18 protein-coding genes are annotated in these 17,391 nt (G+C 36.2%); 7 read left to right on the top strand and 11 right to left on the bottom strand.

Annotation, left to right across the window (positions count from 1 at the left end):
* Positions 1–275 precede the first annotated feature (275 nt).
* The 6 genes from rarD (at position 276) to ACY45D_RS07300 (ending at position 7,366) form a co-directional block, all read left to right on the top strand.
* On the top strand, positions 276–1,199 hold the full coding sequence (gene rarD / locus ACY45D_RS07275) for an EamA family transporter RarD (RefSeq protein WP_463109081.1): 924 nt from the start codon (positions 276–278) through the stop codon (positions 1,197–1,199).
* A gap of 478 nt (positions 1,200–1,677) precedes the next feature.
* Positions 1,678–3,402: a hypothetical protein gene (locus tag ACY45D_RS07280; protein WP_463109082.1), complete on the top strand. Its 1,725-nt coding sequence runs from the start codon at positions 1,678–1,680 to the stop codon at positions 3,400–3,402.
* Between the two features lie 354 nt (positions 3,403–3,756).
* The gene (locus tag ACY45D_RS07285; protein ID WP_463109083.1) at positions 3,757–5,214 is read left to right on the top strand and encodes a glyceraldehyde-3-phosphate dehydrogenase; all 1,458 of its coding nucleotides are present in this window, start codon (positions 3,757–3,759) and stop codon (positions 5,212–5,214) included.
* Between the two features lie 107 nt (positions 5,215–5,321).
* On the top strand, positions 5,322–5,783 hold the full coding sequence (locus ACY45D_RS07290) for a hypothetical protein (protein WP_463109084.1): 462 nt from the start codon (positions 5,322–5,324) through the stop codon (positions 5,781–5,783).
* Positions 5,784–5,948: 165 nt separating this feature from the next.
* The gene (locus ACY45D_RS07295) at positions 5,949–6,677 is read left to right on the top strand and encodes an MFS transporter (protein ID WP_463109085.1); all 729 of its coding nucleotides are present in this window, start codon (positions 5,949–5,951) and stop codon (positions 6,675–6,677) included.
* An 8-nt stretch (positions 6,678–6,685) separates the two neighbouring features.
* Complete coding sequence (locus ACY45D_RS07300) at positions 6,686–7,366, top strand: hypothetical protein (RefSeq protein WP_463109451.1); 681 nt, start codon at positions 6,686–6,688, stop codon at positions 7,364–7,366.
* A gap of 64 nt (positions 7,367–7,430) precedes the next feature.
* Here the strand turns inward: ACY45D_RS07300 and ACY45D_RS07305 are convergent, their stop codons facing one another.
* Positions 7,431–8,285: an SDR family oxidoreductase gene (locus tag ACY45D_RS07305; RefSeq protein WP_463109086.1), complete on the bottom strand. Its 855-nt coding sequence runs from the start codon at positions 8,283–8,285 to the stop codon at positions 7,431–7,433.
* A gap of 128 nt (positions 8,286–8,413) precedes the next feature.
* Here ACY45D_RS07305 and ACY45D_RS07310 point away from each other — a divergent pair, with 128 nt between their 5' ends.
* A complete protein-coding gene (locus tag ACY45D_RS07310; RefSeq protein WP_463109087.1) occupies positions 8,414–8,794 on the top strand; it encodes a winged helix-turn-helix transcriptional regulator in 381 nt (126 codons plus the stop codon).
* A gap of 107 nt (positions 8,795–8,901) precedes the next feature.
* On the opposite strand, the gene ACY45D_RS07315 is transcribed toward ACY45D_RS07310, so the two are convergent.
* From ACY45D_RS07315 to dacC, 10 genes are all read right to left on the bottom strand, one after another.
* Positions 8,902–9,336 (bottom strand): hypothetical protein, encoded by a 435-nt coding sequence (locus tag ACY45D_RS07315; protein ID WP_463109088.1) that lies wholly within the window; start codon positions 9,334–9,336, stop codon positions 8,902–8,904.
* A gap of 63 nt (positions 9,337–9,399) precedes the next feature.
* Entirely contained in the window at positions 9,400–10,032 is a 633-nt protein-coding gene (locus tag ACY45D_RS07320) for a DUF2238 domain-containing protein (protein ID WP_463109089.1), read from the bottom strand.
* Positions 10,033–10,134: 102 nt separating this feature from the next.
* Positions 10,135–11,523 (bottom strand): adenylosuccinate lyase, encoded by a 1,389-nt coding sequence (purB, locus tag ACY45D_RS07325; RefSeq protein ID WP_463109090.1) that lies wholly within the window; start codon positions 11,521–11,523, stop codon positions 10,135–10,137.
* A 62-nt stretch (positions 11,524–11,585) separates the two neighbouring features.
* Positions 11,586–12,317, bottom strand: coding sequence for a high frequency lysogenization protein HflD (gene hflD / locus ACY45D_RS07330; RefSeq protein ID WP_089604856.1), 732 nt, complete (start codon positions 12,315–12,317; stop codon positions 11,586–11,588).
* Between the two features lie 35 nt (positions 12,318–12,352).
* Positions 12,353–13,492, bottom strand: a complete 1,140-nt coding sequence (mnmA, locus tag ACY45D_RS07335; protein WP_463109091.1) for a tRNA 2-thiouridine(34) synthase MnmA — start codon at positions 13,490–13,492, stop codon at positions 12,353–12,355.
* A 4-nt stretch (positions 13,493–13,496) separates the two neighbouring features.
* The gene (locus tag ACY45D_RS07340; protein ID WP_463109092.1) at positions 13,497–13,982 is read right to left on the bottom strand and encodes an NUDIX hydrolase; all 486 of its coding nucleotides are present in this window, start codon (positions 13,980–13,982) and stop codon (positions 13,497–13,499) included.
* An 86-nt stretch (positions 13,983–14,068) separates the two neighbouring features.
* Positions 14,069–14,845 (bottom strand): DUF4262 domain-containing protein, encoded by a 777-nt coding sequence (locus ACY45D_RS07345; RefSeq protein ID WP_463109093.1) that lies wholly within the window; start codon positions 14,843–14,845, stop codon positions 14,069–14,071.
* A gap of 195 nt (positions 14,846–15,040) precedes the next feature.
* The gene (locus ACY45D_RS07350) at positions 15,041–15,442 is read right to left on the bottom strand and encodes a hypothetical protein (RefSeq protein ID WP_463109094.1); all 402 of its coding nucleotides are present in this window, start codon (positions 15,440–15,442) and stop codon (positions 15,041–15,043) included.
* 19 nt (positions 15,443–15,461) lie between these two features.
* The gene (locus ACY45D_RS07355; protein ID WP_463109095.1) at positions 15,462–16,007 is read right to left on the bottom strand and encodes a gamma carbonic anhydrase family protein; all 546 of its coding nucleotides are present in this window, start codon (positions 16,005–16,007) and stop codon (positions 15,462–15,464) included.
* A gap of 118 nt (positions 16,008–16,125) precedes the next feature.
* Positions 16,126–17,274: a D-alanyl-D-alanine carboxypeptidase PBP5/6 gene (gene dacC, locus ACY45D_RS07360; protein ID WP_463109096.1), complete on the bottom strand. Its 1,149-nt coding sequence runs from the start codon at positions 17,272–17,274 to the stop codon at positions 16,126–16,128.
* Positions 17,275–17,391: the final 117 nt, after the last annotated feature.

The following is a 17,391-nucleotide window of genomic DNA, read 5'->3' on the forward strand; positions in this document are numbered from 1 at the left end:
TTAACTCTTGATTTGTATTTTTAGAGTCTTTGGATATATAAGCCACCTTGCAGAACAATAAAATTAATTGATCTTTCAAGTGATATTTAATTAAGAATGTTTATACTATTTTATCTGAAATATTGGGTTTCTTGCTAAGTCGAGTTGTGATGGTTATGTATTTATAATGGACGTTCCTTCATCCCAAAGGGAGAAGGTGCTCTCGATTAAATCTTCGATCACTTTTGATTTTCGCAAGAGATCTATTGAACATAGTATTCGCATTGAGGTATCAGATGTTTAAAGGTGTAGCATTATCTGTCTTGGCATCTGTCACTTTTGGTGTTTTGTATTTTTATACTAAATTGTTAGGCGATTTAGATAGTCAGCAAACCTTTGGTTGGCGGATTATTTCAACCTTGCCTTTTTTAACGCTGTTTATGTTATTTAGCGGCGATTTTATTCATGTAAAAACCATTTATAAAAGAATCATTGAAAAGCCTATTTTATTACTTTTTTTGATGGTTACATCGACATTAACCTGTTTCCAATTGTGGCTATTTCTTTGGGGGCCAATGAATGGTCGAGGATTGCAAGTTTCACTTGGCTATTTTTTATTGCCTCTCGTCTTGGTTCTAGTTGGCAGTGTTTTATATAAAGAAAAGTTGTCAAAGTTCCAGATGGTCGCCGTAGCCTTTGCGACTTTAGGTGTGGGACATGAGTTGTGGCGGCTAGGAAGTATTGCATGGGAAACAATCAGTGTTGCAATTGGTTATTCGCTGTATTTTCTTATTCGTAAAAAAATTAACACAGATAATCTTGGTGGTTTTTGGTGGGATATTTTAATTTGTATTCCGCTTGCGATTTATTTTACTCAAACTGGGTTGAACAGCTATGGTCAATTTATTGATTCCCCAAGTTTAATCTTAGTTGTAGCAGGGCTGGGTATTTTAAGTGCGATTGGACTTGGTAGTTACATTTTGGCTAGTCGACATTTACCTATGATCTTATTTGGCTTATTGAGTTATTTAGAACCAGTTTTACTGGCCTTAGCGTCATTTGCTTTAGGGGAATCGATTTCCAAAGATGAGTGGCTGACTTATATACCAATTTGGTGTGCTGTTGGGGTATTGGTGATTGAAGGTGTTGTACATCTTTACCGACAAAAACAGCGTAAGAAAAACTTGGCGCTAAATATTGAAAAATTCGATAAATATTAAGGTTTATTGATATTTTATAAATGGTTGATTGTTGTACAAATTAACATGATACATGGGGGTAATGCTTTAGAGTATGCATACGCATAGCATCAAGATTTCCAAGTTTAATTTAATAATGAATGATGAGATTATTTTAGTCAGAATCTTAGAAAACGTTTTGAAATATATATAATGCCTATTTTGTTCGTAGTGTAAGGCGCATTAACGACAAAATTTTTTCAAAGGTGCCATGGTTTTTGTGAAGTTGTACTTCTGAATGTCTAAAGTAAATCAATGCTGTATTTTAAGTAAAAATGGATTAAAAATCGCTTAAATTGAAAAATTTTAGACAAATTGTCAGTCACTTAAAATGTTTATTGGAGTAATAAATTTTTACTAGCTCACATATAAACATTTAACAAAAATTAAAAAATATGTTAAATATGTCTCATTATTAAAGTTTCTTATATTTACTTTTTAGAAGTAAAAAGTTGGTCATATGATGAACTCTACAGTGATTCCATATCAAACAAGAGCAATGTTGTCGCAATTAGAACCAAGTACAGATTTAAACTGGGAAGGTATTCTATTGCATGTATTTGATAGTGAAAATATTGAAGTAAGAGAAGAAATAGATCGTCAAATTTTAAAGCCAAAAGATATTCAATGGAATCGTGTCACCAATACATTTGAGTACACGATTACCAATTCGCTCAGTATTTTAAAACATAGTTTTAGCAGTGAGCGTATGCGTTCGATCGCAAGTAAATTGAGTAATTCGATAAACTGGCTGAAAAATATTACCGATAGTGTGCAAATTGCAGATTATCTAGAAAATGCTTTGCATCAAATCGATTTGATTCCAGTGGATGACAATTTAAGTCTACAACGTGAAAAAATGCTGATCCGTAGAGTTTTTTTACAAGATGTCGCAAAACTGATTCGTAAAATAAAAATCCAACCTCCTCAAGGCGTTCGTAATCTAACGTGTGAACAAATACGTTGTTTTATTGTTGAAGTTTTTATTAAACAACAATTATTGGGTTATTGGTTTAAGCCTTTATTGCCTAAGTCGGCAGAGCTTAGAAATCATCCTTTTTTTAAATATTATGTTTTAACTGAACAAAAGGTTAGAAAGTTTGACATTGTTAAAACATCTGAATTTATTTATTTAATCGCACCGATTCAGAATTTTGAACAGAACCCATATTCAATTCGACGGTTTTTATTTGAAGAGAACATTGAGTATAAAAATCAAATCTTTATAACAGGTTTGGTGTTGGAAATTGATCAAATATCAAATGATGGTTATAAAGATGACATTCATCAATTGATGCAAAAGATGGTGACGATTCAAAGTCAAGTACAGAAGGATGTAATTGATATTGTACAAGATTTTGAACATTTTACTGATAAAACACTGTTGCCATTTTTAATGGAACCTTTAGGCATGTCTGCAAGTAATAGTGATTCGGTTGCTCAAAATCATTTAAAGAAGATTGAACAATTGATCACTGCTAATATTTTAATGCCTTTACGCAACGCCGTTAAAAATGATTTATCTCATATAGAAGAGTTTGAATACTTATTTATGAGTGTGCATCGTATCTTCTCCGAGATTCTTTCACATTATCGAGATTTTAAAGAACAACCTGCTTTATTTTTTAATCATGCTGTTCAACTTTTTGAATATCGTTTGTTGGCTTATTTAAAACTTTTGGAAAAAAGGAAAGATGAAATTTTTATTCCAATGAGTAAACATGAGTGGCAGGTGATGCATGATCGTTCGCAACAACCGATCAAAAAAATTCAAGCGATTCTACTTGATCAAATGACGGATTATCGTGATTTAACACATTATGTTGATCAGTTAAAAAAAGAAAAAACAGCATGGCAAGGTTCTTTTATCAAAAGAATTTTGAGAGGTGAGCGTGTTGAGAAAGAAATTCTACAGACCAATCAAGCAGCTTTGCTGATTAAAAAGCAAACCTATATGGATGTCTTGGCCGTTCCAAAAAGCTTACTCAAATATAATGTATTTATAGAGTTTGAAAGTTTAACCTCGATGAGTGAGTTGGAGCGTCATTATGCATTCCCTAGTGGTGATAATGGTTTGATCCGCTTACCTTTATTGATAAAAATGCCAGAAAATCTAATTGATTTTAATATTGAAGAGTTTAGTACAGCAATTAGTTACGACTTACATTATTCACCGAATATGTAATTTATAGGTATATGACATTAAGAAGCTTAAGGATTAGGATTTACTAATTTTTAGGCATCGTGTTTTGATGCCATGGCGGAACATGTGATGGAAAGATAGGGTATTGTTTCTAATCAGCCTAAATCTAGAATTTGTGATCATTTTATTGTTCTAAAAGTACATGATTCGGGTATAAATGAGTTTTATTCAGTGTTTTACACTTTAAAATCAAGTTGTAATCCGAATTTAAATAGTAAGTATTACAAAATTTTATAAAAATGATAGATGATTTGATTTCAACTAAATGAGAATTCCTTTACAATAATGGGGTTTTTAAAATCATGTCTAGATATACATAAAATAGAGGACGTATCTGTGAGCAAAGACACTATCATCGCCCTACACGCAGAGCATCAAGGTCGCTGGAAAAACCGTGAAGAAATCGCGGAACGTATGATTGCATTAATCGGTCAATTATACCGTGAAAAAAATATTGTGACTTCTGTTTACGGTCGTTCTTTAGTAAACCGTTCAGTGATTCAAATTTTAAAAGCACACCGTCGTACACGTATGTTGGACGTTGAGCTTTCAGTTGTAAACACGTTCCCAATTCTTGAAGCATTGGCTAAAATTGAAAATATTGGCACTGCTGAAATTGATCTAGGCAAATTAGCTGTTGCTTTTAAAGAGCAAGGTGGCGATGTTGATGCATTTGTTGCCGAAGCTGTTAAAGCTGCAGAAGGTCGTGACACTTCAGTAGAAGGTCGTGACGTCGTACTTTACGGTTTTGGTCGTATCGGTCGTATTCTTGCACGTTTAATGATTGGTCAGTCTGGTCTTGGTCGTGGTTTAAACCTTAAAGCAATCGTCGTGCGTAAATCATCTGATGGCGATTTGGAAAAGCGTGCGTCTTTATTACGCCGTGACTCAATCCATGGTCCATTCTCTGGTACGATTTCTGTTGATGAAGAAAACGAAGCGATCATTGCAAATGGTCAGTTCATCAAAGTGATCTATGCGTCTAATCCATCTGAAGTTGATTATACTGATTATGGTATTAGCAATGCATTAGTGATTGATAATACGGGTAAATGGCGTGATGCTGACGGTCTTGCTCAACACCTTAAGTGCCCAGGCGCTGCACGTGTGATCTTGACTGCACCAGGTAAAGGCGACATGAAGAATGTGGTATTTGGTGTAAACCAAGCTGACATTCTTGATGAAGATGCGATTATCTCTGCTGCAAGTTGTACAACCAATGCGATTACACCAACGCTTAAAGTATTACATGACAAATACACGGTGTTGAATGGTCACGTTGAAACAGTTCACTCGTTCACAAACGACCAGAACCTAATTGACAACTACCATAAAGCAGACCGTCGTGGTCGTGCTGCAACATTGAACATGGTTATTACTGAAACTGGTGCTGCTAAAGCAGTTGCTAAAGCACTTCCTGCACTTCAAGGTAAATTAACAGGTAACTCTGTACGTGTTCCAACGCCAAACGTTTCTCTTGCGATTTTAAACCTAACTTTAGATAAAGAAGTTGATCGTGAAGAAGTGAACGAATACATACGTCAAATTTCGATTAACTCAAATCTTCAAGGTCAAATTGGTTATACAAACTCAACTGAGGTTGTATCTTCTGACTTTATCGGTTCTCGTACAGCGGGTGTATTTGATGCGCAAGCAACAATCACTTCTGGCAACCGTTTAACTGCATATGTTTGGTACGATAACGAAGTTGGTTATAGCTGCCAAGTATTACGTATTGCAGAACAAATGGGTGGCGTAAGCTATCCTAAAATTCCTGCGGAAACAAATGCATAATTTGTTAACGTAAATAAAACCCGACTGTATGTCGGGTTTTTTATTGCCTAAATTTTTGGATTTGTCTTAAACTTTGAAACAGCATAAAAATTCAAGTGCGGCATTTAATGAAAAATAAAATCCTATTGAGTCTCTCTTACATATTCCTTTCAACGTCAGTTAATGCCAAGCCACTTGAACTACGTCCTCTGCTGAAAGATCGCTTTGAGCACAATTGTGCAGTGCGACAAAGTTATGATTTTCATGATGAAAATACAGAAGTCATCGCACCATTAACTTCATATATTGTTGATTCAAAATATATTGAACAGCAAGCCTATGATTTAACACGTTATCAGCTTAAAAATACCTATTATGCAGGTATTCCTATTTCCAAATTTGAGGTTGGTTTTGGGCGTGCTGCACAGCAATATAATCAATATTTATATTTTAATTTAACGACAGCTTCTGCAAAGAAAGTGTTTAAGTCCTTAAAGTTTAAACAGAATCATCAGCATAGTGATGTGAGTGTGGAATATAAGGGCAACACGGCAATCGTGCATTGTTATTGGCTCAATGATTATTCTTAAAAAGTGGGAGGGATGAAAATTGTAAAAGTCAGGCTGAGTCGCAAAGATGCATAAATGCTTAAAATAAGAACAAATAGCTTCAACTCGCATACATAAAAATGCATATTAGTTCACAATAATATTTAGAATAGAAAATAGATAAAACTAAGATTCAAGGGATGAATTTTGCAGGTAAAACAAATAATAGCAGGCCTTACTTTTATTCTCATTGCGACATTGTGTGGCGTGTTGATTGCAATTTGGGTGTTTAAGCATTTTAGTATTTATATTCCGCTTGAAAATCAGGCTGTGAATATTGATTTACAAGAACCCTTACAGGCTAAGGTGGTGATCCATGATGCTTTAGATGTTGATGTCACAGGGCAGGTCAATGCAACAATTCCTATTCATGAAAATTTGGAATTACCGATTTCCCAGACTTTAACACCGCGTGTTTATTTCGATAATCAAGTGCCGATTCAAACCACGATTCCAGTCAAAGAAGTTTTGAAAGTAAATCAAAACATGCCAATTGATACCACTGTAAAAGTGAATGTATTGGGCAAAGATATTAGCTTGCCTTTGAAAGGAACGATTCCCATTCATATGGATGTGCCGATTGATTTAAAAGTGCCTTTAAATCAAAAAGTGCATTTAAAATTTGATGCACCTGTGAAAGCCGTGCTTAAAGAAAATTTAAGAGTTCCATTGACTGCAACCCTTAAAACCAATATTCCGATTGAAGGGCATTTAAATGTTCCTATTCAATCTGCATTACAGGCAACAGTCGATGTTCAAAATACTTTGCCAGTCAAAATTGAAAAAGGGCAATTGAAGATCCCATTAAACAGCTTAAAGCTTTCTCAACATGATATTGCTTCTAAGCAGTCATCCACTCAATTGCAAAGCGAGTGAGGTGAATGATGTGGGCTTTTAGTTCAGTTAGACGAGTATTGATTAGTTTTGTCATTGTTGTGTTGCTCATCGCAGTATTGGTTTGGGGGTATTTGAATGTTCAGGCTTCCATGCAAATTTCTGCAAAAAATGCACAAATTCGACTGTCGCAACAATTACCGACAAAAATTCAAGTTGGAAATTACTTGCAAGCACATGCTCAGGGCGCTTTGGATGCTGATTTGAATGTTCAAAGAAAATTAAATTTACCTTTAATAGGAAAGTATTTGGCAGATCTTAGTTTTGTAGTTACGACACCTATTGTTGTTGATATTGATTACACAACCAATATTGATATAAAAACGGTTATGCCACTCGAAACCAATACTGACTTAGTTTATCAAAACAAACTGCTTCCTAAATTTCCATTGAAAATGGATATTCCAATTCAGCTATCTGTACCTTTTCATTTGAAACGCAGCTACCAAATACCAATCAAAATTTTATTCGATGGTTCTGTTTATTTTCAATTTGATGAAGCAGTGGAAGTTGATGTAAATCATCAGTTTAGACCTGTATTGAAGGTTAATGATCCCATTACAATGCGTAAAATTTCAACGTTTAATGCGACGATGATCAACACTGAAAGACAATCGATTGCAGATTTAAAGATGAATATCGATTTACCCATCAAAAACATTCATCCTTGATGGGGAAGTTATTGAATTTAAAATGTATGACTATGTACACGGTTAATTTTATAGATTGAGCTGATTATTTGAATAGTGCTTGCACCTGATCTTGGATCGGTGTTGTTTTTCGACCAATCAGATTTTCCAAATCTTTGCTATTGCTAAACATTGCGCCAGTTACACTTTGAACATCGGCATCAACAATAACTTCTACAAGCGCTTGAGGTAATCCTGCTGATGTCAAAGCTTCGCTGTAGTCTTCTGCGCTGAGATTTTGATAATCAACAGCTTTACCTGATGCATTGGCAATATAAGATGCGAGATCAGCTAGTGTAAAGCTTGTAGATCCTGCCAATTCATAGGTTTTATTTTCATGTCCTTCTGTGCTGAGGACTTGAGCTGCGGCTTCAGCATAATCGAGTCTTGATGCAGCGCTGATTTTACCATCCTGAGCACTACCATAGCGTACTCCTGTTTCAGCAACATGCTGTACATTTGCAAGGTAGTTTTCGCTATACCAGTTATTGCGCAAAAAGGTGTATTTCATAGTGCTTTGTAGAATCAAAGCTTCAGTTTCCCGATGTTCTTGGGCTAAGCTTAATGGGTTTGTATCGGCATTTAACAAACTGGTATAGGCGATATAAGGTACTTTTGCTGAAACGGCTGCATTTATAACAGCTTGGTGTTGTGGTGTGCGGCGACCGATTTCATTTGCAGAAATAAGTAATAATTTTTCAACCCCTTGTAAGGCAGGAATAAGTGTTTCTGGTTGATCATAATCAAATAATCTTAATTCAACACCTTGTTGTTTAAGTGTCTGCGCTTTGTCAAAATCTCTGACCAAAGCGATAATATTCTCAGCCTTCGTTTGTGTTAATAAATTTTGAATAACCAATTCACCCAGTTGACCAGTAGCACCTGTAATTGCAATTTTCATGATATTTACCTTCATTTACGATTTTAGTTGGATGTTTTTTAAACTTGATGCTAATATCATAATTATTAAACTTACCAAATGTAAGTACGTACCTAAAAGTAAGTTAGTTACGAGATAGAGAGAATTTTATGAGTATTTATGGTCGTAGTGATTTAGTTGGTCAAGTTTTATCCAGTGAATGTCCCTCACGTCAAATTCTAGAGCATTTAACTAGTAAGTGGTCGGTGTTGGTTCTTCGCTGTTTAAGCGAGGGCGTACAGCGTTTTAGTGAGTTACGAAATCGTATAGAAGGCGTGAGTGAGAAAATGCTTGCTCAAACGCTGAAGACTTTGGAAAAAGATGGCTTTATTTTACGTACGGTATATCCAGAAGTTCCTCCGAAAGTTGAGTATCAGTTGACTGTTTTAGGTGCTCAAGCTGCAGAGAAACTCAATTATCTCATCGGTTGGATTGAACGTAGTCTGCCAGATATTTTGGAAAATAAACAACGGATTCAAAACAAATCATAATTTAAAATTTAGTCAAATAAAGCCTAGATTCTTCTCAATGTAAAAACGATCCATATTAAAAATAAGGGTCGTTTTTGAAGAATCTACGTCACATAAATTCAAACGTATTATTGCACCGCAAATTCATCAACCAACGGTTCTAATTTTTCTTGAGCCGTTTTGTTTTTATTGAATACAAACATGTTATTCATGGTGTATTTAGCTGTATGAAGTTGCAGCCCATTATCAAATAAATGTAAATATGCTTTGGAAATAATGCTATCTGCATCCTTATTCTTTTTAATATCATAAGTCAGTGTGTATTTGCAGTCACTTGGCTTTTGTTGAGCATAAACCTGAGTATTTATTTTGTTCGCTGTAAATCTATTTACGATGATGTTGAGGTATTCTTTCGATGGATCTACAGCAAGATTCTCTTGAATACACACTTTAGTTAAAACAGGTAATTGTTCAGTGTTTACAATGGCATTGAAAGATTGATGGCTGACACATCCAGTTAAACCAGCCATCAAAATCATTAAAAAAATTGAGTTCTTATTCATTGTATTCATATTTAATATAAAAGATAGTGTGATATATTTTACATAAAAATATAAATTTGACAACTATGTTTGATTTTTTGTTTGTTTAAGCATGAGTAATCCTGTGAAAATTGCACCAATTGTAGCGAGGAACATATCCTTATGAGCATCCCACATATCGCCTTGTTGTCCATTGTAATTCTCCGCTTCTTCTGGAGATAAACCTATAGCAATCCACCATTCAATCCATTCATAAACCAAGCTACTCGCCATGACGAATTGAATAATTAATAAGAAGAGTACTTTAGGTTTTAAACTCGGTAACCAAACTTGAAAAAGACGATAGAAAATTGGGTATAAAAATAGCCCATAAAAGAAATGTACGAAGCGGTCGAACATATTGCGTGTCCAACCCATTGCATGGTTTAGGTCGAAGTGTAAGTATTTGATCATCCAGTCATTATAGGGCACATAAGAGTAGAGATAATGTGCAGCAATCACATGGATGATTAGAAATAATATGTACAAGAAAAATGCTGAAAAACTAAGCCCTATTTTTTTAATACATATAAATAAGCCAATCAGCATGAGTACAGTGCCGACTTGATGCAATAAATAAGAGGGATATTCTAAGGGGTGGATACTGGCGATAATAATGGCTATTGCTAAAACTAAGAGTACAAACCAATGTTTTGAAGTGAGTGAATAATAAATCATTTGGTTATTTTCATTGTGAAATTCCAAATGATTGTAATCAAAATACAAAAAAAATGCGAAGCAAAAGCTTCGCATTTCCAATGTTGAAACAAAACGAGAGTCTTAGATTTTAGCAATCAAATCTTTGATCTGTTTTGCTTGATCAGCAGCATTACCTGTATAGGTTGCAGGTGTCATTTCAGCTAAACGTGCACGATCAGCGGCAGGAACTGCTTCAAGCTCATTTCCGTTCACAAAATCAACCATCATGTCACGTGTCATCGCTTGACCACGCGTCAATGCTTTTAATTTTTCGTATGGTTTTTCAACATTATAACGACGCATCACGGTTTGAATAGGTTCAGCCAAGACTTCTTGAGCTTGATCCAAATCTTCAAGAATACGTGCAGCATTAAGCTCAAGTTTACCAATCCCTTTTAAGCAAGCTTCAAAGGCGATTAAGCTTTGTGCCAAGCCTACACCCATATTACGTAATACAGTTGAGTCAGTTAAGTCACGCTGCCAACGAGAAATAGGCAGTTTTTCACCCAAGTGAGCTAATACCGCATTGGCAATACCTAAGTTACCTTCTGAGTTTTCAAAGTCAATCGGGTTCACTTTATGTGGCATCGTTGAAGAACCCACTTCACCTTCTTTTAAACGTTGTTTGAAGAAACCTAAAGAGATATAGCCCCAAACGTCACGGTTAAAGTCGATTAAAATTGTGTTGAAGCGACGTAAAGCATCGAACAATTCAGCGATATAATCGTGTGGTTCGATTTGAGTGGTGTATGGGTTGAATGTTAAACCTAAAGATTCAACAAAAGCTTGCGAGTGAGCAGGCCAGTTGATTTCAGGGTAAGCAGAGTAATGTGCATTATAGTTACCTACAGCACCATTAATTTTACCCAATAGCTCTACTTGATTGAATTGTTTGATTTGGCGTGCCAAACGGTAAGCAACATTCGCCATTTCTTTACCCAAAGTGGTTGGGCTAGCTGTTTGACCATGTGTACGTGACAACATCGGTTGTTCAGCATGTGTTTCTGCCAAAGCAACAATAGAATCAACAATCTGTTGCATAGAAGCAACTAAAACGTCACGACCGCTTTTCAGCATTAACGCATGAGAAAGGTTGTTAATGTCTTCAGAAGTACATGCAAAGTGAATGAATTCGCCTGCATTTTTTAATTCATCGATGTGTGCAATTTTTTCTTTTAAGAAATATTCAACCGCTTTAACATCGTGGTTAGTCGTACGTTCAATCTCTTTAATGCGATTTGCATCTTCCTCAGAAAAATCTGTAACGATTGCATCTAAAGCAGCATTTGTTGCCGCCGAGAAAGCAGGAACTTCTGTAATTTCTGGACGGTTCGCAAGCGCTTGTAACCAGCGCACTTCAACAGTCACACGAGCATGGATTAAACCAAACTCAGAGAGGAAAGGGCGCAGAGCATCACATTTGCTTGCATAGCGTCCATCTAATGGAGAAAGTGCAGTTAAAGCGTTCATAAAGATTCCTTAGATTTTGGAATTAAACGTAAATACAAAACGGAAGCCCTTTACTCATCAAATTAAACAACCTGATATTGTAGTCGGGCAAGATCTTGAATATCTTGAAGAAGTTTGCGTTTACTAAACATCATATTCCATGAGCTACCACCCAGTTGTCGCCAAAGGTGAGCCATTTGCAAACCAGTAAATAAACTGGCACGAATACGATTGGTATGCGATGCATCTTTAAACGCTTCTGCATTACCACGCACGAGAATTCGGGGATTGATTTGACCTGCAGTATCGACATAAGTTTGTGCTAAATTGGCAATGATACTTGGGTGCATGTAGTCATGATCAAAAAAGGAAAGCTGTTTTAATATTTTTTGTTGTGATTTTTCAATAATTTCTACGAATTTCGGATTGCCATACACTTTCTTTTCTAATGCTAAAAGCGACATGGCATAGGTCATGGGTAATTTTGCGCTGGAAAGTTTAGGAATTCGTGATTTGGGTGAAGTATTAAATGGTTGGGTGATGCTGCTTTCTAAGGCTTTCAGTCCGAGAGAAATATCAGCCAATTGATTAAAGAAATCTAGGGTTTGATTGGAACAATTATCGGCAGGGCGAATATTCAAGCTGGCTTTAATCAATTGTTCGAAGTAAAAATTACCACTTTCGCCAATACTCTGATGTCCTGACATTGCAGTCATATGCGTCAGCTGTGTTGCTTGGAACACAGCCGCTAACGCCAAAGCTCTGTTTTGGCGTTGATTCAAAGTTTGAGGCTGTTGAAAGGGTAACTCAACCATGCCTAAATTCCTTTAAATAATTCTGAAAATTTAAACTATTGAACAATAAAGTCGGGTTTTGGTGCATTGGTATGATGTATCACACCACCACCTAAACATACTTCATCTACATAGAATACAACGCTTTGTCCCGGCGTTACAGCTCTTTGCGGTTCATCAAATTCAACACGGACACCATTTGGTACATCAGCGTCTTTATAAATTGTACATGCTTGATCTGGCTGACGATAACGTGTTTTTGCCGTGCATCGGAAACCTGTTTCTGGAATCGCTTGCTCACCTGCAACCCAATCGATTGCTTCAGACCATAAAGTGGTACTTTGCATAAGTGGGTGTTCGTGACCTTGACCGACAACTAAACGATTACCTTCAATATCTTTATGCAGAACAAACCAAGCGCCTTCTTCAGCACCTTTAAGACCGCCTAAACCGATACCACCACGCTGACCGAGCGTATAGTACATTAAGCCGTGATGTTCACCAACCTCTTTTCCTGTATCTAGGACAATTTTTCCAGGCTGAGCGGGTAAATATTGTTTAAGAAAGTCATTAAAACGACGTTCACCAATAAAACAAATACCTGTTGAATCTTTTTTCTTAGCCGTTGCTAGACCCAAATCCTCTGCAATTTTACGAACTTGAGGTTTTTCAATTTCACCAACAGGGAATAGTGTCTTGTTAATTTCACGACCATGTACTGCATGTAAAAAGTAAGTTTGATCTTTATTATCGTCAACACCCCGTAGTAAAGGTGCGTATTCTTCACCACGAGAATTAGTCATGGTTTCACCACGACGGCAATAATGACCCGTTGCAATAAAGTCTGCACCTAAATTTACGGCATGATCTAAAAATGCGCGGAATTTAATTTCTTTATTACATAGAATATCTGGATTTGGAGTACGACCAGCAGCATATTCTGCTAGAAAATGTTCAAAAACACGATCCCAATATTCCATCGCAAAATTGGCTGTGTGTAACTTGATGCCTATTTTATCGCAAACAGCCTGAGCATCAGCAAGATCTTCCATCGCTGTGCAGTATTCCGTACCATCATCCTCTTCCCAGTTTTTCATGAAAAGTCCTTCAACTTGATATCCTTGTTGAAGAAGGAGTGCTGCAGAAACAGATGAATCTACACCACCAGACATACCGACGATGACACGTTGTTGCATAGGATTAGGCATCCAAATTTGAAATTAAAGGAGAGTTTTGGTGCTCATAAATGAGCGAAAGTGGATATTTTTGACCAGAAAGCGCGTCTTGTACAGCTTTAATTACTAAAGGGCTGCGAGCACGTGCAGTTTCAAGTAATTCTTCAAGGCTCATCCATTTTGGACCAATAATACCTGTATCCAGTTCAGCTTCTGGAAAGTATTCAAGCACATGGGCTAAAAAGCAAAATCTATAATAAGTACGATCTGGAAACATGGGCGGAGTATAGGTATAGATTCCAAGTAATGCATCAATTTCGACGGCATGCCCAGTTTCTTCCATGGTTTCACGAATAGCTGCTTGAACAATACTTTCGCCACTTTCAACATGTCCCGCAGGTTGGTTAAATACCGTATGCGTTACACCTTCTGTATGTTCTTCTACAAAAAGAAATTTTCCGTTTTTTTCTACAACTGTAGCAACGGTAACATGTGGCGTCCAAGAGGTCATAAACAGCACCATGGGAAATAAAGCACTATTCTACAAAATTTTGGGTGTGGTGGCTATGGTGTAATGATTGGTATTGCTTAAACATCCTAACTTGACTCATTGTCTTCAATTTTAAGATTGGAAATCACCCAATTATCGCCTATAAAATTACGGTCTGCACATTGTCCATATTCAAGATCAAAGACCTCATTTAAGCTCAAATCACTGCTGATTAACTCTTCAAAATGAACAAGTTTAATATCTTCTAATTCTTGATCACGAGTTAAAAATTGCCAGTCACCATCATGATTATGAACAACCTTTAAAATGGGTTGATTGTTTTCCAGCCATTGCCGAGTGGTGAAAATACCTAAATTTTTTGCTTCTCTAAATTTAAAATCAGCATTCCGATCCAATAAAGGTTGATCATATGCAAATTTCTCCTCAAATCCTTCTTCCCATGGAAAGTTATCATTACGGTCAGTCCAAACTAATTGTAAGGCAGAGAAGTTATTGTGTGGGTAATAGTTGAAGGCAGCATAAAAGTAATCTTTAAGATTTCTTATATCTACATGTAAGAATTGAGCACGACTGTCTTTAAAAATTTTATCGTAGTAATCTTGGTTGGGAATAATTCTGTGTCCATTTTGGATTAAATCTGCTACATCATTGATAATTCCATGGGCCAAGTCCATTGGTAATCCAAAACAAATTATCTCGGGGTGTTGGTAGCTTTCATATAAACCAACACTATAACTAAAAGAAGGTAAGTAGCTTGTTGCCTCAATTCCCACGACTTGTAGTCCATATTTTTCAATATTAGACTTAGTTCTATTCAATAATTCATTTGGTGAAGGACAGTTATGTGGATTATTAAGTTTCATCTGATATCTCTAAAGAAAATTATTATTTTTGAATATGTTTAAAAGATAAAAGGGAGGCGGAATGAAGTCAAGATTTAGTAGTCAGATGATTGACAATTTCTACCCTAGAATTGAAGTAATCGTTGGCATGTTCTTTCAGGTTTGGTCAGGAACATAGTTTTTAAAAATTTATAGGTGGCTGTAGAATATTAAGATTCAATCTTTAGTGTCTGCACGTTTTGGACTACTAAGATCCTTCGCTAAAATCCAACCAGAAGTATCATTGCCTTTGTTCCAGTAGGTAACATGTAACCAATGCTGATTTCGATAATTAAAACCGTAATTTACGTTGACGAGATCATGAGGAATGATAAACAGATTTTTAATTTTGCACTGTGTGGATGGTGCAGTGTGAAAATAAGTTTTAAAACCTTTACTGCCTTTAACTATAGATTGGTAGGGTGAATATTGGGTTGGCGCAGGGCTACCATTCCCATAAATATAAACAGAATATTCAACACGATTATCATTCGCAATTTTTTCAAGCTCAGTGCAGGAGATAGCTGAGACACTTCGGCTAAAGAGTAAAGCAGTGATAACGAATAATGTATTTTTCATGTGTGTATTTTCCTCTTGTTTATACCTCTTTTTGTGCTAAATAATTCCCCGCCACCTTCACATAATGTCTTGCTGAATAAGGTAAAAACTCTTTTTCTTTCTCGGTTAAAGCTCGAACTTTTTGCACAGGGCTACCCACATATAAAAAACCACTTTCCAAACGCTTTCGTGGTGGAACTAAAGATCCTGCGCCAATCATCACATCATCTTCAATAATGACATCATCCAAGACAATACTATTGATCCCAATTAAAACACGATTACCAATTGTGCAACCATGTAAAGTCACGTGATGCCCAATCGTGACATCCTCACCAATGACTAAAGGGGAACCATTGGGTTTTGCATCATTTTTATGGCTTACATGTAACATACAATGATCTTGAACATTAGAATTACGACCAATCTTAATGCTATTTACATCACCACGAATAACAGCAAAAGGCCAAACAGAAACATTTTCAGCCAAAGATACTTCACCAATGATCACCGATAAATCATCGACATAACAAGTCGAATCAATCTTTGGGTGATGTTCTAAATATGGACGAATATTTTTTTTCATTGGCAAGATTCCTTTCAATCGCATTTTTACACATACGAATCATTATAAATAAAAAAGCACCCATGTTAAGAACATGAATGCTTTGGTCTAAGACGAAACGAAGCGTTAAATCTTGGAATTAAAACAAGTTACTAAAGAACATTTTAATATGATCGATTAAACGAGAGAAGAAACCAGCTTCTTCAACCGCTTTTAAAGCAACTAAAGGTTTTTCTGCAATCACTTTACCATCTAAAGTTGCAGTCAATTTACCAACCACTTGACCTTGTTTTAATGGTGCATTTAAGTTTGGTTGAACATTGACTTGTGTTTTGATCGCATTGGCTTGACCTTTAGGCATAGTCACATTGAAGTTTTCTGCTAAACCAATTTGAACATCATTTTCTTGGCCAAAGTAAACTTTTGATTTTGCAAGTGCTTTGTTGGCAGGCTGTACACTTACAGTTTCAAAGTTTGAATAACCCCAAGCAAGTAATGAACGCGTTTGGCTCGCACGTTCATTCATAGATGGTGCGCCAAAGATCACGGAAATCAAGCGCATTGGTCCACGCTTAGAAGAGGTTGTTAAACAATAACCTGCTTCTTCTGTATGACCTGTTTTTAAGCCATCAACACTTGGGTCTGTATAAAGCAGAGCATTACGGTTGCCTTGTTTAATGCCGTTGAAGGTAAATTCTTTTTCAGAATAAATTGGATAGTATTTTGAACTGTCATGGATGATATGTTTTGCTAATGTCGCCATATCTTTTGCAGTTGAATAGTGACCTTCAGCAGGCATACCTGTTGCATTGATGAAATGAGTATTCACCATGCCAACACGCTTTGCTTCTTGGTTCATGGCATAGGCAAAAGAACCTTCATTACCAGAAATATGTTCAGCCATTGCTTTAGACGCATCATTACCAGACTGAATAATAATACCGCGTAACATTTCTAAAACTGTCGCAGTACCGTTCAATGGAACGTACATACATGATTCAGTACTGCTACCACGACACCATGCTGACTCGTTCATACGAACTTTTTCATCTTCCGTCAGTTCGCCTTTGAGTAGCTTTTGCTCAATGAGGTAACTGGTCATCATTTTGGTCATTGAAGCAGGTGCTAATTTTTCATTTTCATTTTTTGATGCAAGAATCTGCCCAGTTTCATAGTCCATCAAGACATACGATTTATTATTTAATTCTGGCGGTGTAGATAAGACGGTTGCTGCGTAAGAAAATGAAGGTAAGAGTAATAAGGCAGCAATGGCGCTTTTTCTGGTCATTCTAGGTCGTTCCAATCGTTATATGGGCACAAAAACAGCCTAGTATTCTAGGATAAAGCAAAGCCGACTTCTACACGAAAAGTCGGCTTATTTCCTACTTATTGTAACTATTTACGC

The organism is Acinetobacter sp. BZX-2, from assembly GCF_055179795.1.

What these genes read in the sequence shown, in the direction of transcription:
- rarD (WP_463109081.1), top strand. Translation starts at nt 276, where the DNA reads ATGTTTAAAGGTGTAGCATTATCTGTCTTGGCATCTGTCACTTTTGGT.
- ACY45D_RS07280 (WP_463109082.1), top strand. Translation starts at nt 1,678, where the DNA reads ATGATGAACTCTACAGTGATTCCATATCAAACAAGAGCAATGTTGTCG.
- ACY45D_RS07290 (WP_463109084.1), top strand. Translation starts at nt 5,322, where the DNA reads ATGAAAAATAAAATCCTATTGAGTCTCTCTTACATATTCCTTTCAACG.
- ACY45D_RS07300 (WP_463109451.1), top strand. Translation starts at nt 6,686, where the DNA reads ATGTGGGCTTTTAGTTCAGTTAGACGAGTATTGATTAGTTTTGTCATT.
- ACY45D_RS07305 (WP_463109086.1), bottom strand. Translation starts at nt 8,285, where the DNA reads ATGAAAATTGCAATTACAGGTGCTACTGGTCAACTGGGTGAATTGGTT.
- ACY45D_RS07310 (WP_463109087.1), top strand. Translation starts at nt 8,414, where the DNA reads ATGAGTATTTATGGTCGTAGTGATTTAGTTGGTCAAGTTTTATCCAGT.
- ACY45D_RS07315 (WP_463109088.1), bottom strand. Translation starts at nt 9,336, where the DNA reads ATGAATAAGAACTCAATTTTTTTAATGATTTTGATGGCTGGTTTAACT.
- ACY45D_RS07320 (WP_463109089.1), bottom strand. Translation starts at nt 10,032, where the DNA reads ATGATTTATTATTCACTCACTTCAAAACATTGGTTTGTACTCTTAGTT.
- purB (WP_463109090.1), bottom strand. Translation starts at nt 11,523, where the DNA reads ATGAACGCTTTAACTGCACTTTCTCCATTAGATGGACGCTATGCAAGC.
- hflD (WP_089604856.1), bottom strand. Translation starts at nt 12,317, where the DNA reads ATGGTTGAGTTACCCTTTCAACAGCCTCAAACTTTGAATCAACGCCAA.
- mnmA (WP_463109091.1), bottom strand. Translation starts at nt 13,492, where the DNA reads ATGCAACAACGTGTCATCGTCGGTATGTCTGGTGGTGTAGATTCATCT.
- ACY45D_RS07340 (WP_463109092.1), bottom strand. Translation starts at nt 13,982, where the DNA reads ATGACCTCTTGGACGCCACATGTTACCGTTGCTACAGTTGTAGAAAAA.
- ACY45D_RS07345 (WP_463109093.1), bottom strand. Translation starts at nt 14,845, where the DNA reads ATGAAACTTAATAATCCACATAACTGTCCTTCACCAAATGAATTATTG.
- ACY45D_RS07350 (WP_463109094.1), bottom strand. Translation starts at nt 15,442, where the DNA reads ATGAAAAATACATTATTCGTTATCACTGCTTTACTCTTTAGCCGAAGT.
- ACY45D_RS07355 (WP_463109095.1), bottom strand. Translation starts at nt 16,007, where the DNA reads ATGAAAAAAAATATTCGTCCATATTTAGAACATCACCCAAAGATTGAT.
- dacC (WP_463109096.1), bottom strand. Translation starts at nt 17,274, where the DNA reads ATGACCAGAAAAAGCGCCATTGCTGCCTTATTACTCTTACCTTCATTT.